Raw genomic sequence first — 25887 nt, 5'->3', positions numbered from 1 at the left:
GCCGGTATGCGATGCCTTTTTTTCCTCATCTTGACGAGCCCATCATGTTGCAATCCTACTTACGCCGCACCGGATTTCGCCGTCAGCTGATGGCGATTGTCACCATCTCGATCCTGGGCCTGGCGTTGTTTTCGTCCTTGATGAATTCCTGGCAAACCAATCGCAGCGTGCGGGGTTACCTGATTGAGCAAGGGCTGCATATTGCAGAAAACCTGGCGCGTCAAAGCACCCTGGCTCTGCTTTATCATTCCGCTGACAATGTGCGTGAGGAGGTTGCTACCACGCTTGCGTTTCCTGACGTGCTCCAGGTGGAGATTACCGATACCGCTAACAAAGTTCTGCTGTTCGAAACCAAGGCAGGCAAGATAGCCGGGCCGATTCAAGGGCCGCAGCCTGGCATCGCTCCGACCAGGGCCATGCTGGAACAGGAAAACGATAAGGAATGGCGTTTCGGCGCACCGGTCTATCAAGGCCATGCAGCAACGTCGCCGTTCGAGCTGCAGGAGAGCAAGCCGCAGCTCCTTGGGTATGTGTATATCGTGCTTGGCAAGGGAACCATGAATCACCTGGTGCTCTCCTTGCTGATGGTCAATCTGGCCATTACGCTTTCCTTTGCTCTTATCTTGCTGGGAATCATGCGCCTTTTGGCGCGCAATCTGATCCGGCCTTTGAATGCCCTGTCCGAGCTGATGGGGCGCGCCGAGTCGGGCGAGTCGGGCATGCGCGCAGCGCGCGAGGGGCCGCGCGACATCATAGACATGGCCAAAGCCTTCAATAAAATGATGGCAGTACTGGAAGAGCGTGAGCTCGAGCTGAAGCAGTCGCGCGACCAGGCATTGCACGCAGCAATGATGAAGGCCCAGTTTGCCGCGACGGTGAGCCATGAAGTGCGCACGCCCTTGAGCGGCGTGGTGGGAATGCTGGACATGCTAAGGGAAATGCGGCTCACCAAGCCGCAAATGGAATGCGTCGAAGTGGCCTGGAGTTCGGCCCATACGCTAATTGACTTGATCAACGATGTCCTCGATTTCTCCAAGATAGAGGCCAACAAGCTGATATTGGAAGAAATCGATTTCAACTTGCGCAAACTGGTGGAAGAAGTCCTCGATCTGTTCGCCAAGCAGGCCCGGGAAAAAGAACTGGACCTTGGTTATCTACTGGCAGCCGACGTTCCGGATCTGATCAAAGGCGACTCGATGCGCTTGCGGCAGGTTCTCACCAACCTGGTGGGAAACGCCTTGAAATTTACCGGACACGGCGAGGTGGCTGTCCGCATTTCCCGCAGTCAGGACAGCGGCGAACACTTCGGCCTGAGGATAGAGGTGAACGACACCGGCATTGGCATGGACCAGGATGCGGCGCTCCATGTATTCGACTCTTTTGCCCAGGCCGACAGCGCCACCGCTCGCCAATACGGCGGGACCGGTCTCGGCCTGGCGATTTGCAAGCAGCTGGTGGAGCTCATGGGAGGCGGGATCGGAGTGGTCAGTGCGCCGGGCCAAGGCGCTACATTCTGGTTCACGATTGTTTGCCAGCCGGCTGAAAAGCAGGCTGCAGTTGCGCCCGAGCCGGACTTGCAAGGGATGCAGGTCCTGATTGCAGCGAAAAGCGAGATCGTACGCAGGTTCCTGATGCAAAGCCTGGCAAGTCACGGGATGCAATGCCGCATAGCCTACAGTGCCGCGGAAGCGCGGGAAGAACTGGAGCGGGCGGCGAAAACGCCATATGCGCTGATCATCACCGAATGCACGCAGGCAGAAGGCGAGGAGGCCGACTTGCTGCGATATATCCGAGCCGCGCCGGCGCTGGCGACGGCACGTCTGCTGCTGTTGCAGCACTACGGCGCAGCGAAAGACGCACAGTTCAAGGGAGTCGATGCCTATCTGGACAAGCCGTTACGCTTGCAGCGTCTATTGGAGGCGATCCGCCAGCCGCGGCCGGATCGACAATCAGGCGCCGCCGAAATCCTTGCCGCGCAATTGCCAGGCACACTGCCAGCCAAGGCAAAACAATACCGGGTATTGGTCGTCGATGACAATCGCACCAACCAGGTGGTGGCTACCGGCATGCTTGTCATGAGCGATTGTTTCTGCGAATGCGTCGACAACGGCTGGGCGGCGATCGAGGCAGTCCAGCGCAGCCACTTTGATCTGATCCTCATGGATTGCAATATGCCTGAGATGGACGGATATGAGGTCACTGCGCGAATCCGCAATATCGAAGAACCCGGGTTGCGGCACACGCCGATCGTCGCCATGACCGCCAATACCCAGAGCGGCGATGTGGAAAAATGCCTGGCCGCAGGGATGGATGATTACCTGGCAAAGCCAATCACGCTGATTGAGCTACGGCATAAGCTGGAGCAGTGGCTGATTCGAGCAACCGGACGCAGGACAAAGGAATCCGAAACGGCGTCAATGGCGGCTAATCCGATCGAGACTGAGGCCAGTCCTTTGGATCGGACTGTGTTCGATAAACTGCAGGAGATATTAGGGCCCAGCTTGCAGCAAGCGGTGACGCCCTACCTGGAAGATATGCCGCTTAACCTGGAGCAGCTGGAGCAGGCCATAGGACAGAAAGACACGGATGCTATCCGGTCTTTAGCGCATGCCATCAAGGGTAGCAGCGGCAACCTGGGAGCAACCAATATGACCCAGTTGGCCAAGAAAGTGGAAGAGCTGGAGCTGGCTGGGCAGATCGATGAGATCCGTCCTTTGCTGCCGCAGTTGCGTGCAGCGTTCGATGATGTAGCAGCCTTGCTTTACAGCGAGGTCTCAAGTGAAAACTATTTCAGCACAAAACCGACGGAAGGCAGCGCCCTGGTGCTGGTGGTCGATGATGACCGCAGCACCCGCAGTGCCTTGCGCTATACCTTGTTAAGGGACGGTTTCCGGGTGGCGGAGGCAGAAAATGGCGCCCAGGCATTACGTGTCCTTAAGCGGATAAAACCAGACGTCATACTGATGGATGCCGTGATGCCGGTCATGGACGGATTTACCGCCTGCGCTCGCATGCAGGAGATTCCCAGTCGCCAGCATATCCCGGTATTGATCATTACCGGCCTGGAAGACAACTTGTCGGTAGAGCGTGCGTTCGCCGCAGGCGCTAGCGACTATATACCCAAGCCGATTCACTTCGCAGTCCTGCCGCAGCGAGTACGCCGCATTGTCGAAGCCAATCGCGCAGAGAGGCGAGTGCGCGACCTGGCCTTCAGCGATTCGTTGACCGGCTTGCCGAACCGGGCCATGTTTTTCGATCAGTTGAAGCGCAGCATTGAGCAGGCGCAGCGGAGCGGGAATGGCGCGGCCGTGCTGTTCCTGGATTTAGATCGGTTCAAGTACGTGAACGACACGCTCGGCCACGATGTCGGCGATCAGTTGCTGATAGCTGTAGCACGCCGCATCCAGCGCAGCGTGCGCATCGTGGATTGCGTGGCCCGATTGGGCGGAGATGAGTTCACCGTCGTACTGGCGGACGTGGCAACTTCGGATATAGCCACGCTCGTTGCCCAGAAAATTTGCCAATCCTTGGCTAAACCCTTCCTGATCAGCGGCCACGGTATCGTCGTTAGCGCCAGCATCGGTATTTCGCTCTATCCTCAGGACGGTGCTGATGTGGGAACCTTGCTGCAGCATGCTGACGCCGCAATGTACCGCGCCAAGAAAGCCAACTCAGGCTTCATGTTTTTCGAGGCTTCCATGGAGTACTCGATGTCTGAACACCTGTCCTTGGAAAGCGATTTGCGCGAAGCGTTGAACCGGAAGGAACTGGAGGTGTTTTATCAGCCGCAAATCCGGTGCGACACAGGTCGCATCGTTGGCGTGGAAGCATTGGTGCGTTGGCATCACCCGACCCGAGGCATGCTGGCGCCCAAGGATTTCATCCCGCTTGCAGAAGAAACCGACCTGATCAATATCATTGGCGCCTGGGTGATGCGTACAGCATGTGTTCAGTTGCAAAGCTGGATCAAATCTGGCATGCCGGCAATGAGAATGGCTGTGAATTTTTCCGTGCGACAGTTAAGGTCCGATTTCACTGACGCTGTGGAACAGCTCCTGGTAGAAACCAGTTTGCCTCCACAGTTATTGGAGCTGGAGATCACCGAGAGCACGCTCATGGAAAATGCCGAAAACAATTTACAGGCGCTGCATCGGCTGCATACTCTCGGAGTGCGCCTGACTATCGACGATTTTGGTACCGGCTATTCCTCGCTTGCCTACCTTAAACGCTTTCCTGTTGATGTCGTCAAGATAGACCAGTCCTTCGTGCGTGATGTCCCCCATGATCTGGATGACGTCGCCATCGTTAAAAGCATTATTGCGCTGGCGCATAGCTTGCGTCTCGAAGTGGTTGCCGAAGGAGTGGAGAACGAATCCCAGCTTGCTTTCCTGAGAGGTAATTCATGCGATCTGATGCAAGGCTATTACTTTGGAAAACCCATGGCGGCGGAGCAGTTCATGCATTTTTTCATGGAGCAGGAGAGCCTTCAGCGGGCATGAACTCCTTGATTCTGGAACCGGATCTTCCTAACGAAATGATTTGTTTTGCCGACTATCTCCTATTTTCTTCCCGGCACAGCTCTGCTATACTCCTGCGACGGGCAATAGCCAAGCCTTTGATTTATAAGACGTTCCGATTTTATTGCCTGGTTTGGACCAGGGGTCCAAGGTTTGAATTGTTGTACTCCGACCAAAGAATAAAAAAGGGGCGGTCTTCGGACAGCTCCTTTTTATTTTTGCGCTTGAAGAGCAGCAGGCTCAGCAATGAAGTGATCTCCCGATCGGCATCAAGGCAACAGGCGCATGAATCCGGCCGTAGCTCAACTGGATAGAGCATTCGGCTTCTACCCGAAATGTTGGGGGTTCGATTCCCTCCGGCCGGACCAGTTTTAGCCTGACTTTCAACGCGGCATTCCATTGTCAACATCCATCTTTGTAAAATTTCGTCTGCGACACGTGTTCGCGGATTTTTCCTGCCTGTTTCCTTCTCTTCAAATTTTCCCTCGATCAGGTTAGGCCCGGGCTTATTGGCTGGGCGGCGCGAGCAACATTATGATGTGTCAATGGCATCTATCTGGTGCCGCACACCGTTGCCTCTAACCGAAGGAGAATTGCATGCCTGCTACAGTCAGCTTATCCAGCAATTTACGTTTTTTCGCATACTGCAAGATCGTGCTTGTCCGGTTCGCCGGCAGTGCGCTGGTTTGGGCCGCGACATTCCTGTGCGCAGCCGGCGCCTTGACGTTTTGCGCGACACCGGCGAACGCGGTCGAATATGTCGACGCCGTGCATTATCCCGGCAATGAGCAGGGCTGGGATGTCTTCTACGACCTGGCGCGGCGGCTGCATCGGGATTTCGACGATATCTGCGGCGATACCATCTGCGAAGGTGAGTTCAGCAATATGCAAGCCTTGCGCTACCGCTGCTCGGTGCGGCAGTCCGACGGCACGATGGGAGAGTGTGTGTGGGTCTTTGCGGGCAGTAATGCTGAAATCGATGCCGCCAACGGCAAGGTCGTGACCGATGCGCGCACCTGGGCCTGCCGCTCGCCACTGGCGGCGCAGACGCCGGTAGCGTCGTTTTACAGCGCACTGGCGGGCGACAGGCCGCTCCACGCACCGTTGCCGGGCTCGAGCATGACGATCTATGATGGTTTGACTGATTGCCTGAACTGAATCAGAGAGGAGGGCGTGCGCTGAATGGGCGATGCCGGCTGAGCCGGCATCGTACTGTCATCAGTGAGGCTTAGCGGCCGCGACCGCCGGAGCGGCGTGGAGCCGCAGGACGCGGTGCCGCACCATTGCCGCCGCCGTGGCCACGGGATGGTCCCTGGCCTGGCTTGACGCCAGGCGCCGCGCCTTGTGAGCGTCCACGCCCACCGCCGCCTCCTGCGCCACGATTGCCGCCGCCACCACCGCCGCTACGCAGCTGTATAGGCTGCGCGCGGGCATTTGGATCGGGTTCAAAACCGGCAACCACTTCCTTCGGCAATTCACGCTTGATCAGCTTCTCGATATCTTTCAGCATCTGGTGCTCATCCACGCATACCAGCGATACCGCTTCACCGGTGGCGCCGGCGCGGCCGGTGCGGCCGATCCGATGGACATAGTCTTCCGGCACGTTAGGCAGATCGTAGTTGACCACGTGCGGCAGCTGGTCGATGTCGATGCCGCGTGCCGCGATGTCGGTTGCTACCAGCACTTGCAGGCTGCCGTCCTTGAACTCGGCCAGCGCGCGGGTGCGTGCCGACTGGCTCTTGTTGCCGTGGATCGCCATGCCGCTGATGCCGTCTTTTTCCAGCTGCTCGACCAGTTTGTTGGCGCCGTGCTTGGTGCGGGTAAACACCAGCACTTGCGACCATTGGTGAGTCTTGATCAAATGCGCCAGCAGCGGATGCTTGCGGTCGCGGTCGACCGGGTGGATCTTTTGCTGGATCACTTCAACCGTCGAGTTGCGGCGCGCCACTTCGATCATGGCCGGCGAGTTCAGCAGATTGTCGGCGAGGATCTTGATCTCGTCCGAGAAGGTGGCCGAGAACAGCAGGTTCTGGCGTTTCTTCGGCAGCACGGCAAGGATCTTCTTGATGTCGCGGATAAAGCCCATGTCCAGCATGCGGTCGGCTTCGTCCAGGATCAGGATTTCCACGTGGTTCAGGTTGACGGTGCCTTGCTGCATGTGGTCCAGCAGGCGGCCCGGGGTGCACACCAGGATATCGACGCCATGCTTGAGCAGCTTGATTTGCGGGTTGATGCCGACGCCGCCGAAAATCACCGCCGAGGTCAGCTTCAGGTATTTGCCGTACAGGCGCACGCTTTCTTCGACCTGGGCGGCCAGTTCGCGGGTCGGTGTCAGCACCAGCGCGCGGATCGGGCGCTGGCTGCCGACCGGGTTGGTGGCCGATGTCGACAAGCGGTGCAGCACCGGCAGCGTAAAGCCGGCGGTCTTGCCGGTGCCGGTCTGGGCGCCGGCCAGCAAATCGCCGCCAGCCAGCACCGCAGGAATGGCCTGGGTCTGGATTGGAGTAGGGGTAGTGTATCCGTGTTCGGTTACGGCACGAACGATGGCTTCGGACAAGCCGAGTTCAGAAAAAGACATGACAACTCAATAGAATAGTATCGGCCTGTCGCCTTCTATAAGGCGCCAGTCGCAGGCAAACGGATTAGAGGAGATTGGAGTCAGCTGGGCTGGCATTTGCTTTTCAGCCCGATAACGTCCTTGACAGCAGTATTTGACTGGAGAATTTGCTGTGTCGCCGCAGAGTATAACAACGGCGCGCTACAGGCAAGCAATTCCCGCATGTTGTGGGGCCAGGGGCCATAAAACAGCCGCTGGCGATCCGCCTGGAAATAAAGCGGACCGCACGGTGTGCAAGCGCGGGTCAGCCGGTTTGTTTCATGGCGGCAGCGGCGCGCTCGCGTATTTCTTCATCCGAATAGTCGGCGATGTGCGTGCCTACGGTCCAGACGTGGCCGAACGGGTCTTTCAGGGTGCCGGAGCGGTCGCCGTAGAACTGGTCTTGCAACGGCCGCGCCTGCGTGCCGCCGGCAGCGATTGCCCGCGGGAACACCACGTCCACCTCTTCAACATAGAGCATGATGCTGACGCCAGCCCCGCCCAGTGTTTTCGGGCTGCGGATATCCATCTCCGGGAATTCGTCGGCCAGCATGACGTGGGAATCGCCGATCTTGATTTCCGCATGCCCGATCCTGTGGTCAGGCCCCTCCATGCGCATTATTTCCACTGCGTTAAAAGCTTTTTTGTAAAACGCGATTGCGTCGGCCGCGCCGTTGACAATGAGGTAGGGAGTGACGGAAGAATATCCGTCCGGAATTGGTTTGACTGCCATATTGTTCTCCTGCGAGTTGAGAAATGGTCGTTAGGGCTGTCCAATTGCGCTGTTGCGCATGCATTGTAGTCGCCCGGCCACGCAGTTGAAATGACAAAGCAGAGTTTTATGGCGCTTCCGGGGCAGGGTTTCTCTTGCCCCGGAAAATCCAGTGGGTTATTTGCCGGCGAATGGCGACAGCAAGCCAACCATCTGCGCAAATACTTTGGGACTGCCGGCCAGCACGTCGCCCTTGTACAAATAATCGGATTCGCCGGTGAAATCGCCGACGATGCCGCCCGATTCGCTGATCAGCAGGGAGCCTGCAGCGATATCCCAAGGTTTCAGGCCTTTTTCAAAGAAACCGTCAAGGCGGCCTGCTGCGACGTACGCCAGGTCGAGGGCGGCGGCGCCAGGACGGCGCAGGCCGGCACAGCTTTGCGTCATGATGCGGAACATTTTCATGTATTCATCCATGGCCGGGCCTTCTGTTTCGCGGAAAGGAAAGCCGGTGCCGATCAGGGCGTCGGCGATCTTGTCGCGCTTGCCGACGCGGATCCGCTTGTCGTTCAGGTAGGCGCCGGAACCCTTGGTGGCTGTGAACAAATCGTTGCGAGTCGGGTCGTACACGACTGCCTGGGTGATCTGGCCGCGGTGCTGCAGCGCGATCGAGACGCAGTATTGCGGGAAACCATGGATGAAATTGGTGGTGCCGTCGAGCGGATCGATGATCCAGACGTTTTCATTATCGTCATGCAGGTTGGCGGAGGCGCCAGATTCCTCGGCCAGGATGGCGTGGTCCGGATAGGCATTCTTCAGTACATCAATGATCGCCGCTTCAGCAGCCTGGTCGACTTCGGTGACAAAGTCGTTATGCTGCTTTTTGGTGACTTTCAGCAAATCGAGGTCGAAAGAGGCGCGCGAGATGACCTTGGCGCCATTGCGGGCGGCCTTGATGGCCGTATTGAGCATTGGATGCATGATAGTGTTCCGTTAAAATGGCGGCACTGTGCCAACCGGGAACAGAACCACCTATATGATGAATAATAATGAACGATGCGGATGTTTCAGTGAATATTTCGAAAAATAAGCAACTTTTAGTCGAAGAAATCCGCGTAATGGCGCTATTTTAAATGAACCCGGCAAAAATCAACACGTCTCTTTTCAATCGGCTGCGCTTTGTGCTGGTTGAAACCAGCAGTCCCGGCAATGTCGGTGCTGCTGCACGCGCTATCAAAACCATGGGATTTTCCGAGCTGGTCCTGGTCAATCCGCGTTTCCCCGATGTGTTGCAGCGTGAGGAAGCGGTCGCGTTTGCCAGCGGCGCGCAGGATGTCCTGGCGGCGGCGCGGATTGTCGATAGCCTGGAGCAGGCCCTGGAAGGCTGCAACTTCGCTGCTGCCCTGAGTGCCCGCTTGCGAGAATTTTCCCCGCCCTTGATGGCGCCGCGCGCCTTGGCGGCACAACTGGCCGGCGATGCCAGCCTGAATGCGGCGGTCATCTTCGGCAGCGAACGTTACGGGCTGCCTAACGAGATTGTCGAAAAATGCAATGTGCTGCTGAATATTCCGGCGAATCCCGAGTATTCATCGCTGAACCTGGCGCAGGCAGTGCAGGTGCTGGCGTATGAATGCCGGGTTGCAGCCAGCGAGGATGTGTCGCCGACAAGCAGCGGCGAGATCGGTTTCCAGGGTAATGCTGCCAGCCTGACCGACATCGACGGCATGTTCGCCCATCTTGAACAAGCCTTGATAGAGATCGAATTCCTTGATCCGGCCAGCCCGAAAAAGCTGATGCCGCGCCTGAAGCGGCTGTTCTCGCGCACCCAGCTGGAAACCGAGGAGGTCAATATTTTGCGCGGCATCGCCAGCCAGATACTGACCAAACGGCGCCGCCTTGATCGTTCCTGATTAATTCCAGCTACGCAATAGTCCGACCGCCAGGCCCTCCAGGGCGAAATCTTCTTGGCTGGATGTCACGATGATCGGCTCGAAATCAGGATTTTCCGGCAGCAGCTGGATAGTGGAGCCGGTTTTCTGGTAACGCTTGACGGTGACGTCGTCGCCCAGGCGGGCCACCACGATCTGGCCATTCCTGGCACTGTCGGCTTTCTTGACCGCGAGCAGGTCGCCGTCCAGGATGCCGGCGTCGCGCATCGACATCCCGCGCACCTTCAGCAGGTAATCCGGTTTGGCGCTGAACAGGGCGGGGTCGACGTTGTAGCTGGCCTGGATATGTTCCTGCGCCAGGATCGGCGAGCCTGCGGCGACCCGTCCGACCAGCGGCAGGCTGAGCTGCATCAGGGCCGGGTGCGGCAAGGCCAGCTGCGTGCCCTGGCTGCGGCTGGCGCTTTCGGTCAGCCGGATCCCGCGCGAGGTGCCGGCCGAGATCACGATGGCGCCCTTGCGCGCCAGCGCCTGCAGATGTTCTTCTGCCGCATTGGCTGAGCGAAAGCCGAGTTCGGTTGCTATTTCGGCGCGCGTCGGCGGGAAGCCGGTGTTTTCGATGGCGTCCTTGATCAGATCGAGGATTTGCTGCTGACGTGCGGTCAATTTGATCATGGCGTATTTTGGTGTAAAAAAATGGTGTGGGAGTGCTTGGAAAAGCGGTAAAGAAACAGTAAAGGCAGCGCTGGTGCGCCCAACCGATGCTGTGCATAACAACAGTCTGTATTTTTGTACAGTATTTGTGCAAATGCAAGACAATTTGATGCGATTTGACCACTCTTTAGCTATTTACTTACATCCCGGCGAGGGCCAGGGTCTGAAATCATTGAGTTTTGTTGCAATTGCTAGTACTATTGCTGGTTTTCCTCTTCCCACACTCGTCTTGACGCCGAGGTGGGCGATTTTTCAATCCGTCCAAAAGGAGCTTACATGCGTCATTATGAAATCGTATTTATCGTCCATCCAGATCAAAGCGAGCAAGTGCCTGCGATGATCGAGCGCTACAAAGGCATCGTCACTACACGTGGCGGCACTGTGCATCGCGTGGAAGACTGGGGCCGCCGCCAACTGGCATACCTGATCCAGAAACTGGCTAAAGCACATTACGTCTGCCTCAACATCGAGTGCGACAGCGAAACCCTGGCTGAAATCGAAACCGGCTTCAAGTTCAATGATGCAGTGCTGCGTCATCTGACCGTCAAGCTGAAGAAGGCTGAAACCGGTCCTTCGCCGATGATGAAGGCTGTGCAGAAGGAAGATGCTGCCAAGAGCCATCGCACCGAAGCGCCGGCAGCCTAATACTAGCCGCCTACCAGCATTCATTACGTAGCCAACGAGTTCATCAGGAGTGGATCAACCCAATAATGTGTTTCAACTGGTTGCCGTAGTCGCCGAACGTGAAGTCATACGTTACACACCGGCAGGCATCCCGATCGTATCTGCGATATTGCAGCACCGCTCGGAACCGATTGAAGCAGGCATCAAGCGTCTGATCGAATTCGAAATTGCCGCGCTAGCCGTCGGCGAGATTTCGGGAAGATTCAGCAAGGCGCAACTGGGCGAGACATTCTGGTTTACGGGATTCATGGCACGCAAGAGCCGCAACGGTAGAAGCCTGGTATTTCACATCACGGATTTCGCTGCATTGGATATTGCAGACGAATCCATTAGTCAAAATTTAGATACAGGAGCCAAAAATGGCATTCGGTAAAAAGTTCGATAAAAGCAAACTGAAAAACAAGCGTCAACAACAAAACCCGCTGTTCAAGCGCAAGAAATTCTGCCGTTTCACCGCTGCACACGTTGCCAGCGTTGACTACAAAGATATCGACACGCTGAAGGATTTTGTTCAGGAAAACGGCAAGATCATGCCAGCACGTCTGACCGGCACCAAGGCAATCTACCAACGTCAAGTGGACACCGCGATCAAGCGCGCGCGTTTCCTGGCGCTGCTGCCGTACACCGATCTGCACAACGCTTAATTGACGACTTGAAATAGGAGAAAAACATGCAAGTCATTCTGTTGGAAAAAGTCGTTAATCTCGGCAATCTGGGTGAAGTTGTTCGCGTCAAGGACGGTTACGCACGTAACTTCCTGATTCCGCAACGTATGGCACGTCGTGCTACAACTACTGCCATCGCTGAATTCGAAGCGAAGCGCGCCGACCTGGAAAAAGCTGCCGCCGCCAAGCTGGCTGCCGCTCAAGTCCAGGGCGAAAAACTGAACGGCCTGACCGTGCAGATTTCGCAAAAATCGGGTGTTGACGGCCGTCTGTTCGGTTCCGTGACCAACTTCGACATCGCTGAAGCGTTGACCAAGCAAGGTTTTGCAGTCGAAAAAGCACAAGTTCGTTTGCCTGTCGGTCCTCTGAAGACCACCGGCGAGCACGCTGTTGCGGTTGCCCTGCATACCGACGTCGTAGTCGACATCGTTATCGCTGTGATCGGCGAGCACGTTTGATACGTTGCCTGAAATAGTTGTTGTAGTGTTAAAAAGCCGGGTTTTCCCGGCTTTTTTTATGTCCTTTTTCTGGACGCGGTGGCAAGACCGATATCAGAAGCAGGTATAATTCGCGCCATGAAAGCACCTTCCAAAGCACCGTCCGATCCGCAGTTAGATTCCCTCCGCGTACCACCCCATTCCATCGAAGCAGAACAATCCGTTTTAGGCGGACTGCTGCTGGATAACGCGGCCTGGGACAAGATCGCCGACTTTGTGAACGCCGACGATTTCTATCGGTACGACCACCGCATCATCTTCCAGCACATGGTCAAGCTGATCAACGGCAGCAAGCCTGCGGACGTGATCACTGTCTATGAATCGCTGAGCGGCACCGGCAAGGCTGAGGAGGTCGGCGGCCTGAGCTACCTCAACGCGCTGGCCCAGAATACGCCGTCCGCCGCCAATATCCGCCGCTACGCCGAGATCGTGCGCGACCGCGGCGTGCTGCGCAAGCTGATCACCGTCGCCGACGAGATTTCCGGCCAGGCTTTCAGCCCGCAGGGCAAGGAAGTCAAGCAGATGCTGGACGAGGCCGAGTCGAAGATCTTTGCGATCGCCGAGGAAGGCGCACGCGGCGCCCAGGGGTTCCAGGAAATCCAGCCTTTGCTGACGCAAGTGGTGGAGCGCATCGACGAACTCTACAACCGCGACAACCAGAGCGACATCACCGGCGTCTCGACCGGCTTCATCGATCTCGACAAGATGACTTCCGGCCTGCAAAAGGGCGACCTGGTCATCGTGGCCGGACGGCCGTCGATGGGCAAGACCGCATTCTCTGTGAATATCGGCGAAAACGTCGCGCTCGACAGCGGCTTGCCGGTAGCGATCTTTTCGATGGAAATGGGCGGCACCCAGCTCGCCATGCGTATGTTGGGTTCGGTCGGCAAGCTCGACCAGCACCGCCTGCGCACCGGCCGCCTGAACGACGAAGACTGGCCGCGCCTGACGCATGCGATCCAGAAGATGAACGACGCCCAGCTGTTCATCGATGAAACCCCGGCCCTGAGTTCGATCGAGCTGCGCGCCCGCGCGCGCCGCCTGTCGCGCCAGTGCGGCACGCTGGGCCTGATCATCATCGATTACCTGCAGCTGATGTCAGCCAACAACGCCGGCGAGAACCGCGCGACCGAAATTTCTGAAATCTCGCGTAACCTGAAGGGCCTGGCGAAAGAGCTGCAGTGTCCGGTGATCGCGCTGTCGCAGCTGAACCGTTCGCTGGAACAGCGCCCCAACAAGCGCCCCGTGATGTCGGACTTGCGCGAATCCGGCGCTATCGAGCAGGATGCCGACGTCATCCTGTTCATCTACCGCGACGAGGTGTACAACCCCGATTCGCAAGAAAAGGGCACCGCCGAAATCATTATCGGCAAGCAGCGTAACGGCCCGATCGGCAGCGTCCGGCTGAGTTTCCTCGGCCAATACACTAAATTCGACAATTACGTTGGTAATCTGGATGCGCCGTACGGCGGCGACTGACCGCCGTTTCCATTTTTTGTTGCAGTAATGCGAAACAGGTAAAACCAGCTTAGCAACGTTTGGGCGAGCCTGATATATTTCAGTTTCGTGACATTTGTTTGCTTTAAATCAATATATTCGGCAGATAACAGTTAGTAAGTAGCGCAGTAAGCAGATTCAGCTTAACCCTCAGAAGAGAGAATAAACATGTTTGGACGATTGATGCCCACCGAGGGCAAATTCTTTGAGCTCTTTAACCAGCACGCAGAGTTATGCGTCAAGGGCGCCAAGGAAATGGTGGCGTTGATGACTAATTTCGACGATCTGGAAATCCGCGTGCACGCTATCGAAGGCATTGAGAAGCAGGCCGACCAGGTCACCCATCATGCGATCGACATGCTGCACAAGACTTTCATCACGCCTATCGATCGCGACGACATCCATCAGCTGATCACGCGCATGGATGACATCCTGGATTTGCTGGAAGACGCGGCGCAGACCATTTCCCTGTACGACATCAAGGCCATCACGCCGGAAGCCAAGCGCCTGGCCGAACTGTGCCTGGGTTGCGCGGAAAAGGTCAAGGCCGCGGTGGGCCTGCTGCACAACATGGACAACTCGCGTGAAATCCTGGCCATCTGCGTCGAGATCGACCGCCTGGAATCGGATGCCGACCACGTGATGCGCGCCGCCATGTCGAAGCTGTTCCGCGACGAACCGGACGTGCGCACCCTGATCAAGCTGAAAGCCATTTACGAGTTGCTGGAAACGGTAACGGACCGTTGCGAAGATGTCGCCAACATCATCGAAGGCATCATCGTAGAAAACGCCTGATCCATGCACACTCTTCAAATCAGTATCTACGTTCTCGTTTTCCTCATTGCACTGGCGCTGGTATTCGATTTCATGAACGGCTTCCATGATGCCGCCAATGCCATCGCAACCGTGGTTTCCACCGGCGTCCTGAAGCCGCAGCAGGCAGTCGCCATGGCGGCCCTGTTCAATTTCATTGCGATCGCGGTATTCCAGCTGCATGTGGCCGCCACGGTGGGCAAGGGCACCATCGATCCGAATGTGGTCGACCATTACGTCGTGTTCGGCGCGCTGGTCGGCGCCATCTGCTGGAACATCCTGACCTGGTATTACGGCATTCCGTCGTCGTCTTCGCACGCCTTGATCGGCGGCCTGGTCGGCGCCGCGGTAGCCAAGGCCGGCACCGGTTCGCTGATCTCGGCCGGCCTGATCAAGACGATTGCGTTCATCGTCCTGTCGCCGCTGCTGGGTTTCGTGTTCGGCTCGATCATGATGGTGCTGGTGTCGTGGATCTTCGTGCGCTCCACGCCGCGCAAGGTCGACAAATGGTTCCGCCGGCTGCAGCTGGTGTCGGCTTCGATGTACAGCCTGGGCCACGGCGGCAACGATGCGCAAAAGACCATCGGCATCATCTGGATGCTGCTGATCGCCACCGGCTTTTCGCAGCAGACCGATGCGCTGCCGCCTTGGTGGGTGATCATTTCCTGCTATAGCGCGATCAGCCTCGGCACCTTGTTCGGCGGCTGGCGCATCGTCAAGACCATGGGCCAGAAAATCACCAAGCTGAAACCGGTGGGTGGCTTTTGCGCCGAAACCGGCGGCGCCATCACCTTGTTCCTGGCCACCATGCTGGGCGTTCCTGTCTCGACTACCCACACCATCACCGGCGCCATCGTCGGCGTCGGCGCGGCGCGGCGGGTCTCCGCGGTGCGCTGGGGTGTGGCTGGAAATATCGTCTGGGCCTGGGTTCTGACGATCCCGGCGTCGGCCTTCATGGCAGCGATTGCCTGGTGGATAGGCAGGCACATCTTGTAAGAAATTTTGCAAGAAAAAGTGGGAATGGGCGATGCAGCGGATTGTGCATCGCCTTTTTTACGCCCGATCCGGGTAAATTTTGTGAGCGTTGCCTGCTTGCCATGGTCTTTCATAGCAACTAGAATAATTTCTACGGGGAAATAAATTATAGTTTGACCATAATAAGCACATGCATTGTGCACTGACTGAGGAGCGGATTATGCAACGAGCACTCAAGAAAAGCATGAATGGCGTCGTCATCGCATTTGCCGGAACATTGATTACCCAGGCGCACGCTACCTGCAGCAGCAATGCACCTGCCAGTGGCGTTTCGGTAAGCTGTTCCGGCGCCGTTGCAACACCTGTCGCGGCACAAGCCGGCAGCACCGGCGTGACGGTCACGCTGGATTCCAGCGTAGTGGCGAATATTCCGCGCAGCACCAGTCCGGTCGGTTTTCAGGTGGATACCTCAAGCACCGTCACCAACAACGGCAGCATCACCCTGACCGGCGGCGGCGGCACCGGCGGCAACCGAGGCGCCGCGCTGCTCGGCTTGAACAACAACAACCAGCTCACCAACGGCGCCCAGGCCAGCATCAGCACCACCGGCGCCTTCAACGACGGCATGGCCGCCAACGGCAGCGGCAACACGCTGATCAATCAGGGCACCATTTCCACCACGGGTCCCAATGCCTTCGGCATATCCGCCGCCTGGGGCCAGACCAATCTTGGCCAGTTGAACAACACCATCAGCAACTCAGGGACGATTACCACCGCAGGCAGCAACGCCCGCGCCATCTCCATCCTCGGCGGCAGCGGTACGGTGACCAACAGCGGCAGCCTGTCGACCAGCGGCGCCAGCAGTCCTACCGTGTACATGCAGGGCAATAACGACAAGCTCGTCAACAGCGGCACGATCAACGCTTCAGGCACCGGTTCCGACGCGGTGTTTTCAAACACCGTGGGTTCCAGTTTTACGGCCAGCATCGAGAACCAGGCCGGCGGCCAGATCATCAGCCAGCAGGGCGCGGCGGTGCGCACTCTCAACGGCAGCAGCACCGTCATCAATGCCGGCCTGTTGCAGAGCGGCTCCGGCACGGCGATTTCGATGGGCACCGGCGTCAATACGCTGATATTGAGAACCGGTTCGGTGATCAACGGCGCTGCCAATGGCGGCGGCAACGCCGGCAGCGGCGTAGTGCTGCAGGGATCGGGCACGGCCTCGAATGCATTTACTAATTTTGCCAGCTTGCAGGCGCAGGGCGACAGCTGGACCTGGAGCGGCAACGGTGTTTTCACTACTGCGCAAATCCAGAGCGGCCTCTTTAACCTCACCGGCAGCCTGGGCGGAGCAACCACCGTCGCCTCGGGAGCAACCCTGGCCGGCAACGGCGGCACGATTGCCGGCAACCTGCTGAACCAGGGCACCCTGCATCCAGGCGTCGGCGACGGCAGCGGCGGCCTGACCGTGACGGGAAATTTCACCCATGCGGCAAATGGCATATTCCAGACCGAGGCGTCGCCGGTTTCCGCCGGCTTGCTGACTGTAGGCGGCACTGCCAGCCTGCAGGGAGGAACCGTGAATGCGGCCATGCTGCCGGGTTCTTATCCTGACCAGGTCCGGTTGCCGATTGTCACCGCCACGGGCGGCGTCACCGGTACTTTCGGCCAGCTGCAAGCGAACGCAACGGCGTTGCTGACGCCAACGCTGGCGTATGACAACGGCAATGCCTACCTGGTGATTACCCGCGCGCCGATCGCGACGGTGGTCACCAGCGGCAACAATGCAGCGATCGGGCAAGCCATCGACACCAGCCGGCCCCAGGCCACGCCCCAGGAACCGGTGCCGCCGGCCGTTACGCCAGCCGGCGTGCCGGTAGCCACGGGTGCGCTGGCGGAGACGGTCAATGCCCTCAACTTGCTGGATAAAGCAACGTTGCAGGCTACGGTGGGCAGCCTCACTGGGGGCGTCCATGCAACCTTCTCGCAACTCGCCCTGCGTGAAAACGACCTGTTCGGCCGCGCTCTGTCGATACGCCTGGACACCCAGCGCGAGGGCGGGCGCAAGGTTGGCGATAACGGCGTGTGGGTACGCCCCTACGGTTCTTTCGGTAAATTGAGCGCCACCGCGGACACCTCCGGCGCCAGCTACCGGATAGGCGGCATCAGCGCCGGCGTCGACCGTGCTGTAGGTAACGATTGGATAGTCGGCGGCGGCTTCGATTATGCCCACCTGAACGCCGACTTCGACGATTACAACGGCAACGGCAAGCTCGACAGCTACAAGATCGGCGCCTATGCCAGTTACGCTCCAGGTCCGCTGTATGTCGATGCGATCGCCAGCTACGCGATACAGCGTACCGGCATCCAGCGCGACGTGCTGACCGGAACCGGCGCCACGCTGCGCGCCAAGAGTTCCTATGACGGCCAGCAGGCAAGCGCCTACGGCGAACTGGGCTATCGTGCGAAACTGGACGAACGTTTTGTCCTGCAGCCGTTCACCGCCTTGCATTACACGCGCTTGCGCCAGGACGGCTTCACCGAAACCGATGCCGAGAACCTGGGATTGTCCACCCACAGCACTACCTTGAACAGCTTGCGCAGCAGCCTCGGCATCAAGGCCAGCCAGGACCTGCCGCTGTCCACGGGTTTCATCACGTTCGGCGCGCAGTTGCGCTGGATGCATGAGTTCATGGACGCCCAGGCGCAATACCAGGCGACCCTGATTGGCGCCCCGGGCAGCGATTTCACGGTGAAGGGCGTGGACCTGGGCCGCGATGCGGTGCTGGCAGGACTGAGCCTGTCATACACCGTTTCGCCGCGCATGAACCTGTTCGCCGACTACGACTACCAGGCGGAATCGCATAACCGTGTGAACCGGGTCACTCTCGGCTTGCGTTATCTCTGGTGAGCCCGGTTCAACCGCTTGGCGCGCCGCGGTAAGCAAGGTTTGCGCATAAAAAAAGAGCGATGCCGTCTCAACGACGGTATCGCTCTTTTTACAACGGCATCCGGTCCTTTAGTGGGCGCCGCCCGCATCAGCCGGCACGCTGGAGCGGGAAGGCTTGGTCAGCCACACCAGCGCGATCAGCATCAGGAACAGGACCGCCGAGATCCAGAAAATATCGGTGGCGCCCTGGGTTGCGGCTTTCACCGTAATCAGGCGCTCGATAGTGGCCCAGGCCGCAGGTTCCGACATGCCCTGGGCGGTCAGGTTATGAACCGCTTCGTTGAATGCCGGGCTGTGCGGGCCGCTGAATTCGGTCAGCTGCGAATGGTGCAGCGATGTGCGGCGATCCCAGAAGGTGCTGGTGATCGATGTGCCCATGCCGCCGAACATGATCCGCACGAAATTGGACAGGCCGGCCGCCGACGGCATCTTTTCCGGCGGCTGGCCGGACAGGATGATCGAGGTCAGCGGAATGAAGAACATCGCCATCGCCGCACCCTGGATCACGGTAGGAATCATCAGCGTGAAGGTGTCGACGTTTTCAGTGAACTGCGAACGCAGGAAAAACACTAGCGCAAAGATCAGGAAGGCCGTGCTGGCAACCCAGCGGGCATCCACCTTCGGCAATATTTTCCCGATGAACGGCGACAGGATGATGGCAAAGATCCCCACCGGCGCCATCACTTCGCCCGCCAGCGTCGCCGTATACCCCAGCGTGGTCTGCAGCCACAGCGGCAGGATCACCAGGCCGCCGAACATCAGGCCGTAGCCGACCGAAATCGCGATCACGCCGCCGCTGAAGTTGCGGCCTTTGAACAAGGTAAGGTCGACCACCGGATGGTCGTCGCCCAGTTCCCAGATCACGAAATAAATAAAGGCAACCAGTGCGATCGCACCCAATATCACGATGGTCGAGGAATTGAACCAGTCGAGCTCCTTGCCCTTGTCCAGCATGATCTGCAGCGAACCGACCCAGATCACCAGCAGGCCGAGGCCGATTTTATCGATCGGCAGTTTATAGACTGCCGACTCGCGCTTGTGATAGATCGACCAGGTGGCCCAGGCGGCAAATACGCCGACCGGAATGTTGATGTAGAAAATCCACGGCCAGGTGTAGTTGTCCGAAATCCAGCCGCCCAGCAGCGGCCCCATGACCGGCGCCACCAGTGTCGTCATGCCCCAGAAGGCCAGGGCCATGCCGCTCTTGGCGGGCGGGTAACTGGAGAGCAGCAGCGACTGCGACAAGGGAATCATCGGTCCTGCCACCGCGCCTTGCAGCACCCGCGCGGCAATCAGCACTTCCATGCTGGGAGCCAGGCCGCACAATATCGACGACAGCACGAACAGGATGATCGATGTGACAAACAGGCGCACCTGGCCGAAGCGCTGGGTCAGCCAGCCGGTCAGCGGCACCGAGATGGCGTTGGCGACGGCAAACGAAGTGATGACCCAGGTGCCTTGCTGCGGCGATACGCCCAGGTCGCCCGAAATGGCCGGGATGGAAACGTTGGCGATGGAAGAATCGAGCACGTTCATGAACACGGCTAGCGATAACGCTACCGTGCCCATGACAAGCTTGCCGCCGGCCAGCGGCGGCAGTGGTTGCGATGGCGGCCGCGCGGGCAGCGCCGGTTTTGGGGAACTCATGAAGGCATTCCGGTAAGGGTTCGCGCGCCGGAGGCCGCCGCGACGGCGGCATCCGGCAGGGCAGGCAGCAGCTTAGTGTGCAGCAGCTGCATTGTTATTGGCGGCGATGATGCTGGCGATGCGTGCATCGGCTTCCTGGCCGCTCTTGTCGAAGACGTCGGTGGTGTAAGCCGGCGTCGTGCGCGCGGTGCCTGCGGTCAGCGAGGTGCCTTCGGTCTGGGCGATGTCGACAGTGGCGTCCATCGATACGCCGATGCGCAGCGGATGGCTTTCAAGATCCTTGGGGTCGAGGGAAATCCGCACCGGGATCCGCTGCACGATCTTGATCCAGTTGCCGCTGGCGTTTTGTGCCGGCAGCAGCGCGAAAGCAGAGCCGGTGCCGGCTGCCAGGCCGACCACCTTGCCGTGGTATTCGATCTTCGACCCGTACAGGTCCGATTTCAAGGACACCGGCTGGCCGATGCGCATGTTGTTGATCTGCACTTCCTTGAAATTGGCGTCAACCCACAGTGCGTTCAGCGGCACGATCGACAGCAGCGGTGTGCCGGCGGCGACGCGCTGGCCGACCTGCACCGAGCGCTTGGCGACGTAGCCTGTGGTCGGCGCCAGCAAGGTGGTGCGGGCCAGGTTGATATAGGCATTGCGCACCTGGGCGGCAGCGTTTTGCACATTCGGATGCTGTTCAACCGAGGTGTGGTCGGTCAACACGCGGTTCGACGCCAGCTGTTCGCGCGCAGCCTGCAATGCAGCTTCCGCTCCTTGCACCGCGACCTTGGCGTGATCCAGTTCTTCCTTGGATACTGCGCCGGTGCTGATCAGCTGCTGGCGGCGCGCCAGGTCGGCGCGGGCACGGTCCAGCTCAGACGTACGGGCGGTAACGTTGGAAACCAGGGCGTTGTTGTTGACGAACAGCGTGCGCACCTGGCGCACGGTTTGCGCCAGCTGGGCTTCCGCCTGGTCCAGCGCTACCTTGGCGTCGGCCTTGTCCAGCTCCACCAGCGGTTTGCCGGCTTGCACCAGTTCGGTATCGTCGGTATTGATCGCCAATACCGTGCCGCCTACCTGCGGCGTGACTTGCACCACGTTGCCGCCGACATACGCGTCGTCGGTGTTTTCGTAGTGACGGGCATAGATGAACCACCAGATGCCATAGGCAAGCAGGACGATGATGAGGGCGATGGTGACGCCGATCAGCAGGCTGCGGCGTTTGCCGTTGCCATTGGCGGCCGGGGCCGGAGCAGCTGGGGACGGATTTTCTGGAGTTTGATTTGGTGTGGTCATGATGCGGGTTTCGCAATAAGTGAACGGTTTATTTTATGGATCAGTTAGCTGCGTTTGCTTGCGGGCTGGCAGTGCCTGTGCTTGCTTCGGCCGGATTGAGTCCCTCGGCCGCGGCGTCAAAGCCGCCGCCCAGCGACTTGATCAGGTTGACGCGCAGGTCCGCCCTGCGGGCGCGCGTATCGAGCTCAAGCTTGCGTTGCGCCAGCCAGGAAATCTGGGTGCTTACCACCTGCAGCATGTTGGCGGTGCCCACCTGCTGCCGCTGTTCAGCCAGTTTCATGCCGCGCTCGGCGGCATCTACCGCAGCCTGCTGGTTCTTGCCCTGGGTTTCAGCCGCCTGCAGCGATTGCACGCTGTCGGCCACTTCATGGAACGCATCGTTCAGGGCCTGGTTGTAAGTCGCCACGGCGCCGTCATAAGCGGCGACCCGGCCCTTGAGCTGGGCGCGCAATGCGCCGCCTTCAAAGATCGGCAGGTGGATCGCGGGGCCGATGCCGACCACCTTGCTGCTGTGGTTCAGGAATTGCGAAAAGCTGAGGCTGGAAAAGCCGGCCATGGCCGACAGGTTGATATCCGGGTAGAACTCGGTCTTGGCAACCTTGATGTCGCTCTGTGCAGCTTCCACCTGCCAGCGGGCGGCGACCACGTCCGGGCGGCGTCCAAGCAGGCCAAGCGGCAGCTGGTCGGGCAGGGCGATGGCGGCGTCCGCCGGCAATGCCGGAGGCGCGATTTTCAGGCCGCGGTCAGGACCCTGGCCCATCAGCGCGGCGATCTGGTTGCGGGTCAGCGCGATCGCTTCCTGCCATTGCGCCTGCTCGGCGCGCAAGCCGGCTACCTGCTGGCGGCTTTGCTGGTTGTCGCTTTGGGTGTCAAGGCCGGCGGCGAAGCGCTGCTGGGTCAGCTTGTCGAGCTTGTCGCGCAGCACCAGCTGCTGGTTGGTCAGGTCCAGTTGCGCGTACTGGCGTCCCAGCTGCAGCCAGGCTTTCGAGATGCCGGCGGTCAGCGCCAGGCGCGCCGCATAGTGCTCAGCTTCCGCGGCCTTGCTTTGCGAAATGGCTGAGCGCAGCTGTGCACTGTGCTTGCCCCAGAAATCCAGGTCGTAGGAGAAATTCAGCGCGGTTTCATAATCCGTCACATACATGCCGCCGAACGGCGGCGGATAAATGCTGTTCTCGGAAAACCGTTCGCGGGTGGCCGACAGGCTGGCGCTGACTTGCGGCTTGCTGGTGGCGCCGGCTGCCTCGACCATGGCGCGTGCGGCGCCGATGCGGGCAGCGGCGGCCTGCAGGTTGGGATTGCCCGCCAGCGCTTCATCCACCAGTTGCTGCAGCTGGCTGCCGCCGATCGCGTTTACCCAGGAGCTGGCCGGCCATAAACCGCCTTGTCCCGGCAGGGAAGCGGAGGAGGCGTAGTCGTCCGGGTTGTTGGTGCTGGCGGTGCTGTGGATACCGCTGAAGTTGGCGCATGCCGCCAGCAATAGTACGGCGGCGCTGATCACAAGGCGCTGGGTGCCGAGTTTCGGCAGGCTGCGTCGGGCTGAAGATGGATGAGAGTTCATGTCGGCGTTGATTTGACGGATTGGTTTAGCGGTCACGAATAGAAAGACTATCGGGAACTGCTGCTTGTTTAAAAGTAATATTGAATAAATTAATCTTGCATAGTCAATGTGTTTTCTCTGGCGGCGCATTGCTTGCCAGCAGCCGCCTGAGCATCGATTTCAAAAAGCCGATCTCTTCCGCGCTGAACGCCGAAAAATGCTTGTTCAGCACGCCGCAAAACGCCTGCGGCACCAGTTTCGACAACTCCACGCCGCTTGCCGTCAGGTGCAGTTTCATCAGCCGCCTGTCATTTGCGCAGGGCTCGCGCTTGATCAGGTCTCGCGCCACCAGGCGGTCGATCATGCGCTTGGTGGATGCTGCGTCGGTATACGTCTCGCGGGCCAGGTCGGCGGCCGTCGAATACTTTCCTGTTGACAACATCAGGAGGATGGCGCCTTGTGCATGGGTGATCCCGTACTGCATCAGAGATTCATCGGAGCTCTTGACCAGCATGGCGCGCGAACGCGCCAGCAGGTAGCCTATGCTTTCTTCAATCTGGTAAGTATCCAGAGTGAACAATGGGGGTGGGTTGCTCACGATTTTCTCAACTTGTTTTGCTTGACTTGTTGCTTCAATATTCATTGCCTAGGCAAGAATATACTGCAAAATAAAGTTTCTTGCTGACGACACTTTAGAATTGTTGTTCAGGTCCTGGCGTGGCACAGGCGGGCAGTTGCAGCAACACCGTCAGGCCGCGCTGCTGCTCGCCGATGCCTAGCGTCACCGTGCCTTGCGCCGCGATCACGATTTCCTTGACGATGGCAAGGCCGAGGCCGGTGCCGTCCTGCCCCGGAGCCGCGTTGCGGAAGAAGCGTTCAAACACGCGGTCGCGCACTTCGGCCGGGATGCCCGGACCGTTGTCGCTGACGCGGATCTCGACCTGTCCGTCGCCCGCCGCGATGGCTACTGTTACCTTGCCGTCCACCGGGGTGTAGCGGATAGCGTTGTCGACCAGGTTCATCATCATGGCGCTGAACAACGCCTCGTTCCCCATCACCCACGCATGCTCGATTGCTGTCTCCAGCCCGAGGTCGATATTCTTGCGCTGCGCCAGGTCGACGATTTCTTCCAGCACCGTGGCCGACACCGCCAGCAGGTCTACCGGCTGGCGCAGGAAGGCCGTGGTGTTGGAGGCTTCCGCCTGCGACAGCAGCAACAGCTTGTTGGTCAGTTCGGTCATGTTGCGGCTGCTCTCCTGCATCGCCTGCAGTACCTGCAGCACTTCGGCGCGCCGGCTTTCATCGCTCAGGCGGTGCGCGAACTGGATTTGCGAATCGAGCAGGGTGAGCGGGGTGCGCAACTGGTGGGCGGCATCGGCGATAAAACGCTTTTGCGCCGACACCTGCGTGTTGAGGCGCTGGATGGTCTGGTTGATGGCTTCGACGATCGGCCTCAGCTCCAGCTGCAGCTGGCCGGCCTTGATCGGCGACAGCGAGGTCGCATCGCGCGCGGCCAGCTGGTTTTTCAGATGCATCAGCGGCCGCAATTCCATGCTCAGGCCGATCACCACCAATGCCGCGGCCAGCAGCAGCATGGCGATCTGGCGATGCAGGGCAGGGCGCCACAGGTCAGCCGCCATCTGGTCGCGGGCGCCGGTGGTCTGGCCAACCAGTACCGCGATCTTGCGCAGCTGGCCAGCGTTGTACAGGGTGCGCACCTGGCTCACCACGCGCAGTACCTGGCCGTGGTAGTCGATGGTGCTGAACGCCGGCGTGCTTAGAGGAAAACGCAGCGCTTGCGGGAAATCGGGACGGCCTGCCAGCAAGCTGTCGTTATCGGTGATGACCTGGTAGTAGACCTGGTCCTGCCTGGGCGAGACCAGCAGCTCCAGCGCCGCCGGCGGGATGCTGGCATGCGGTACGCCGTCCAGCCAATGGATCTCGCCGGCGATCACTTGCGCCGACGCCAGCAGCGCATGGTCCTGGATCAGGTCTGCGGTCTGGCGCGCGCTGCGATAGGAAAGCGTAGCGCTGATGGCGACAAACACCGCCAGCGGAATCAGCAGCCATAACAGCAAACGCAGGCGCAGGCTGATGATCAATTGGCGTCTTTCTGTTTGAGCAGGTAACCGAGTCCGCGCAAAGTCATGATGGCGGCCTGGCAGTGTTCCAGTTTCTTGCGCAGCCGGTGGATGTAGATTTCGATGGCGTCGGCGCTGGGTTCGTCGTCGAGGCCGAATACGCCGTCCATCAAGGCGGTCTTGGAGACGGTCTTGCCTTGCTTCAGCATCAGGATTTCGAGCACATCGTGTTCCCGGCCGGGCAGCGCCAGCAGTTGGCCGGCAATCGAGAACTGCCGGGTGTTGCTGTCGTAGCGCAGGTCGGCGCAATGCATCTCGGCCGCCTTGTCGGGCGTCTGGCGGCGGATCAGGGCCTTGATCCGCGCGACCAGCTCGCGCACCTCGAACGGCTTGACCAGGTAGTCGTCGGCGCCGGCGCCGAGGCAATCGACTTTCTCGTCGACCGAGCCGCTGGCGGTAAGGATCATGACCGGCACATTGTTATGCCGTTCGCGCAGCCGGCGCAAGACGCTCTTGCCGTTCATCTTCGGCAGCTGCAGGTCGAGCAGCACCACGTCGTAGCTTTCGCTTTGCAGCAGGCGGTCGGCGGCTTCGCCGTCGCTGGCGAGGTCGATGGTGAATTTGTCTTCCTTCAAAATCTTGCTGAGCCATAACGCCAGCGGCGGATTGTCTTCGATCAGGAGTAGTTTCATGGATGTGGTTGCTTATGTGGCGCTTTATGTTGCACTGCAAGTTAAATAAGGCGGTTTTGGAAAGCTGGATGAAAGTTAGCGCATCCTAGAATACGCCCAAGACTGGAACAATGGCATGCTGTCCTGCGGATCCGGTCATTATC

The 25887-nt window shown here is 59.1% G+C and carries 21 protein-coding genes and 1 tRNA gene; 12 read left to right on the top strand and 10 right to left on the bottom strand.

The genetic code is table 11. The annotated features are described in order from the left end of the window. Positions 1–44 precede the first annotated feature (44 nt). From BM062_RS05010 to BM062_RS05000, 3 genes are all read left to right on the top strand, one after another. The gene (locus tag BM062_RS05010) at positions 45–4499 is read left to right on the top strand and encodes an EAL domain-containing protein (RefSeq protein ID WP_092394078.1); all 4455 of its coding nucleotides are present in this window, start codon (positions 45–47) and stop codon (positions 4497–4499) included. Between the two features lie 309 nt (positions 4500–4808). Further along, positions 4809–4885, top strand: a tRNA-Arg gene (locus tag BM062_RS05005). Positions 4886–5114: 229 nt separating this feature from the next. Then, a complete protein-coding gene (locus BM062_RS05000) occupies positions 5115–5675 on the top strand; it encodes a hypothetical protein (protein ID WP_175500892.1) in 561 nt (186 codons plus the stop codon). Between the two features lie 70 nt (positions 5676–5745). On the opposite strand, the gene BM062_RS04995 is transcribed toward BM062_RS05000, so the two are convergent. The 3 genes from BM062_RS04995 to BM062_RS04985 form a co-directional block, all read right to left on the bottom strand. After that, complete coding sequence (locus BM062_RS04995; protein WP_092394075.1) at positions 5746–7095, bottom strand: DEAD/DEAH box helicase; 1350 nt, start codon at positions 7093–7095, stop codon at positions 5746–5748. A 283-nt stretch (positions 7096–7378) separates the two neighbouring features. Beyond that, positions 7379–7846, bottom strand: coding sequence for a VOC family protein (locus BM062_RS04990; protein ID WP_092394072.1), 468 nt, complete (start codon positions 7844–7846; stop codon positions 7379–7381). Positions 7847–8002: 156 nt separating this feature from the next. Continuing rightward, a complete protein-coding gene (locus BM062_RS04985) occupies positions 8003–8806 on the bottom strand; it encodes an inositol monophosphatase family protein (protein ID WP_092394069.1) in 804 nt (267 codons plus the stop codon). Positions 8807–8958: 152 nt separating this feature from the next. Between BM062_RS04985 and BM062_RS04980 the strand changes: the two genes are divergently transcribed. Beyond that, entirely contained in the window at positions 8959–9735 is a 777-nt protein-coding gene (locus BM062_RS04980; RefSeq protein ID WP_092394066.1) for an RNA methyltransferase, read from the top strand. Here BM062_RS04980 and lexA read toward each other — a convergent pair whose 3' ends face one another. After that, a complete protein-coding gene (gene lexA / locus BM062_RS04975; protein WP_092394063.1) occupies positions 9736–10386 on the bottom strand; it encodes a transcriptional repressor LexA in 651 nt (216 codons plus the stop codon). It lies immediately after the preceding gene. Positions 10387–10701: 315 nt separating this feature from the next. Between lexA and rpsF the strand changes: the two genes are divergently transcribed. The 8 genes from rpsF (at position 10702) to BM062_RS04935 (ending at position 18467) form a co-directional block, all read left to right on the top strand. After that, positions 10702–11070, top strand: a complete 369-nt coding sequence (gene rpsF / locus BM062_RS04970) for a 30S ribosomal protein S6 (RefSeq protein ID WP_038488331.1) — start codon at positions 10702–10704, stop codon at positions 11068–11070. A 49-nt stretch (positions 11071–11119) separates the two neighbouring features. After that, positions 11120–11482, top strand: coding sequence for a primosomal replication protein N (gene priB / locus BM062_RS04965; RefSeq protein ID WP_092394060.1), 363 nt, complete (start codon positions 11120–11122; stop codon positions 11480–11482). Beyond that, on the top strand, positions 11469–11753 hold the full coding sequence (gene rpsR, locus BM062_RS04960) for a 30S ribosomal protein S18 (protein WP_014006464.1): 285 nt from the start codon (positions 11469–11471) through the stop codon (positions 11751–11753). Before priB ends, rpsR begins: the two co-directional genes overlap by 14 nt. Positions 11754–11779: 26 nt before the next feature. Beyond that, a complete protein-coding gene (rplI, locus tag BM062_RS04955) occupies positions 11780–12232 on the top strand; it encodes a 50S ribosomal protein L9 (protein ID WP_092394057.1) in 453 nt (150 codons plus the stop codon). 117 nt (positions 12233–12349) lie between these two features. Next, positions 12350–13750 (top strand): replicative DNA helicase, encoded by a 1401-nt coding sequence (locus BM062_RS04950; RefSeq protein WP_092394053.1) that lies wholly within the window; start codon positions 12350–12352, stop codon positions 13748–13750. Between the two features lie 186 nt (positions 13751–13936). After that, on the top strand, positions 13937–14563 hold the full coding sequence (locus BM062_RS04945; protein ID WP_014006461.1) for a DUF47 domain-containing protein: 627 nt from the start codon (positions 13937–13939) through the stop codon (positions 14561–14563). A 3-nt stretch (positions 14564–14566) separates the two neighbouring features. After that, positions 14567–15577: an inorganic phosphate transporter gene (locus tag BM062_RS04940; protein ID WP_092394050.1), complete on the top strand. Its 1011-nt coding sequence runs from the start codon at positions 14567–14569 to the stop codon at positions 15575–15577. 199 nt (positions 15578–15776) lie between these two features. Continuing rightward, positions 15777–18467, top strand: coding sequence for an autotransporter family protein (locus BM062_RS04935; RefSeq protein WP_175500891.1), 2691 nt, complete (start codon positions 15777–15779; stop codon positions 18465–18467). 108 nt (positions 18468–18575) lie between these two features. On the opposite strand, the gene BM062_RS04930 is transcribed toward BM062_RS04935, so the two are convergent. From BM062_RS04930 to BM062_RS04905, 6 genes are all read right to left on the bottom strand, one after another. Beyond that, positions 18576–20153, bottom strand: a complete 1578-nt coding sequence (locus BM062_RS04930; protein ID WP_305763963.1) for a DHA2 family efflux MFS transporter permease subunit — start codon at positions 20151–20153, stop codon at positions 18576–18578. Positions 20154–20225: 72 nt separating this feature from the next. Continuing rightward, complete coding sequence (locus BM062_RS04925; RefSeq protein WP_092394044.1) at positions 20226–21434, bottom strand: HlyD/EmrA/EmrK family protein; 1209 nt, start codon at positions 21432–21434, stop codon at positions 20226–20228. Between the two features lie 40 nt (positions 21435–21474). After that, complete coding sequence (locus BM062_RS04920; protein ID WP_254784928.1) at positions 21475–22992, bottom strand: efflux transporter outer membrane subunit; 1518 nt, start codon at positions 22990–22992, stop codon at positions 21475–21477. A gap of 103 nt (positions 22993–23095) precedes the next feature. After that, positions 23096–23569: a MarR family winged helix-turn-helix transcriptional regulator gene (locus tag BM062_RS04915; protein ID WP_092394038.1), complete on the bottom strand. Its 474-nt coding sequence runs from the start codon at positions 23567–23569 to the stop codon at positions 23096–23098. A 94-nt stretch (positions 23570–23663) separates the two neighbouring features. Beyond that, complete coding sequence (locus BM062_RS04910) at positions 23664–25073, bottom strand: sensor histidine kinase (RefSeq protein WP_092394036.1); 1410 nt, start codon at positions 25071–25073, stop codon at positions 23664–23666. Beyond that, a complete protein-coding gene (locus tag BM062_RS04905; protein ID WP_092394033.1) occupies positions 25070–25744 on the bottom strand; it encodes a response regulator transcription factor in 675 nt (224 codons plus the stop codon). The genes BM062_RS04910 and BM062_RS04905 overlap by 4 nt, the downstream gene beginning before the upstream one ends. Between the last annotated feature and the right edge of the window lie 143 nt (positions 25745–25887).

It is taken from the genome of Collimonas sp. OK412, assembly GCF_900112135.1.
In the GTDB taxonomy this organism is placed as follows: Bacteria; Pseudomonadota; Gammaproteobacteria; order Burkholderiales; family Burkholderiaceae_D; genus Collimonas; species Collimonas rhizosphaerae.
This window is presented reverse-complemented; position numbering and strand designations above follow the sequence as displayed.

What these genes read in the sequence shown, in the direction of transcription:
- BM062_RS05010 (WP_092394078.1), top strand. Translation starts at nt 45, where the DNA reads ATGTTGCAATCCTACTTACGCCGCACCGGATTTCGCCGTCAGCTGATG.
- BM062_RS05000 (WP_175500892.1), top strand. Translation starts at nt 5,115, where the DNA reads ATGCCTGCTACAGTCAGCTTATCCAGCAATTTACGTTTTTTCGCATAC.
- BM062_RS04995 (WP_092394075.1), bottom strand. Translation starts at nt 7,095, where the DNA reads ATGTCTTTTTCTGAACTCGGCTTGTCCGAAGCCATCGTTCGTGCCGTA.
- BM062_RS04990 (WP_092394072.1), bottom strand. Translation starts at nt 7,846, where the DNA reads ATGGCAGTCAAACCAATTCCGGACGGATATTCTTCCGTCACTCCCTAC.
- BM062_RS04985 (WP_092394069.1), bottom strand. Translation starts at nt 8,806, where the DNA reads ATGCATCCAATGCTCAATACGGCCATCAAGGCCGCCCGCAATGGCGCC.
- BM062_RS04980 (WP_092394066.1), top strand. Translation starts at nt 8,959, where the DNA reads ATGAACCCGGCAAAAATCAACACGTCTCTTTTCAATCGGCTGCGCTTT.
- lexA (WP_092394063.1), bottom strand. Translation starts at nt 10,386, where the DNA reads ATGATCAAATTGACCGCACGTCAGCAGCAAATCCTCGATCTGATCAAG.
- rpsF (WP_038488331.1), top strand. Translation starts at nt 10,702, where the DNA reads ATGCGTCATTATGAAATCGTATTTATCGTCCATCCAGATCAAAGCGAG.
- rpsR (WP_014006464.1), top strand. Translation starts at nt 11,469, where the DNA reads ATGGCATTCGGTAAAAAGTTCGATAAAAGCAAACTGAAAAACAAGCGT.
- rplI (WP_092394057.1), top strand. Translation starts at nt 11,780, where the DNA reads ATGCAAGTCATTCTGTTGGAAAAAGTCGTTAATCTCGGCAATCTGGGT.
- BM062_RS04950 (WP_092394053.1), top strand. Translation starts at nt 12,350, where the DNA reads ATGAAAGCACCTTCCAAAGCACCGTCCGATCCGCAGTTAGATTCCCTC.
- BM062_RS04945 (WP_014006461.1), top strand. Translation starts at nt 13,937, where the DNA reads ATGTTTGGACGATTGATGCCCACCGAGGGCAAATTCTTTGAGCTCTTT.
- BM062_RS04940 (WP_092394050.1), top strand. Translation starts at nt 14,567, where the DNA reads ATGCACACTCTTCAAATCAGTATCTACGTTCTCGTTTTCCTCATTGCA.
- BM062_RS04935 (WP_175500891.1), top strand. Translation starts at nt 15,777, where the DNA reads ATGCAACGAGCACTCAAGAAAAGCATGAATGGCGTCGTCATCGCATTT.
- BM062_RS04930 (WP_305763963.1), bottom strand. Translation starts at nt 20,153, where the DNA reads ATGAGTTCCCCAAAACCGGCGCTGCCCGCGCGGCCGCCATCGCAACCA.
- BM062_RS04925 (WP_092394044.1), bottom strand. Translation starts at nt 21,434, where the DNA reads ATGACCACACCAAATCAAACTCCAGAAAATCCGTCCCCAGCTGCTCCG.
- BM062_RS04920 (WP_254784928.1), bottom strand. Translation starts at nt 22,992, where the DNA reads ATGAACTCTCATCCATCTTCAGCCCGACGCAGCCTGCCGAAACTCGGC.
- BM062_RS04905 (WP_092394033.1), bottom strand. Translation starts at nt 25,744, where the DNA reads ATGAAACTACTCCTGATCGAAGACAATCCGCCGCTGGCGTTATGGCTC.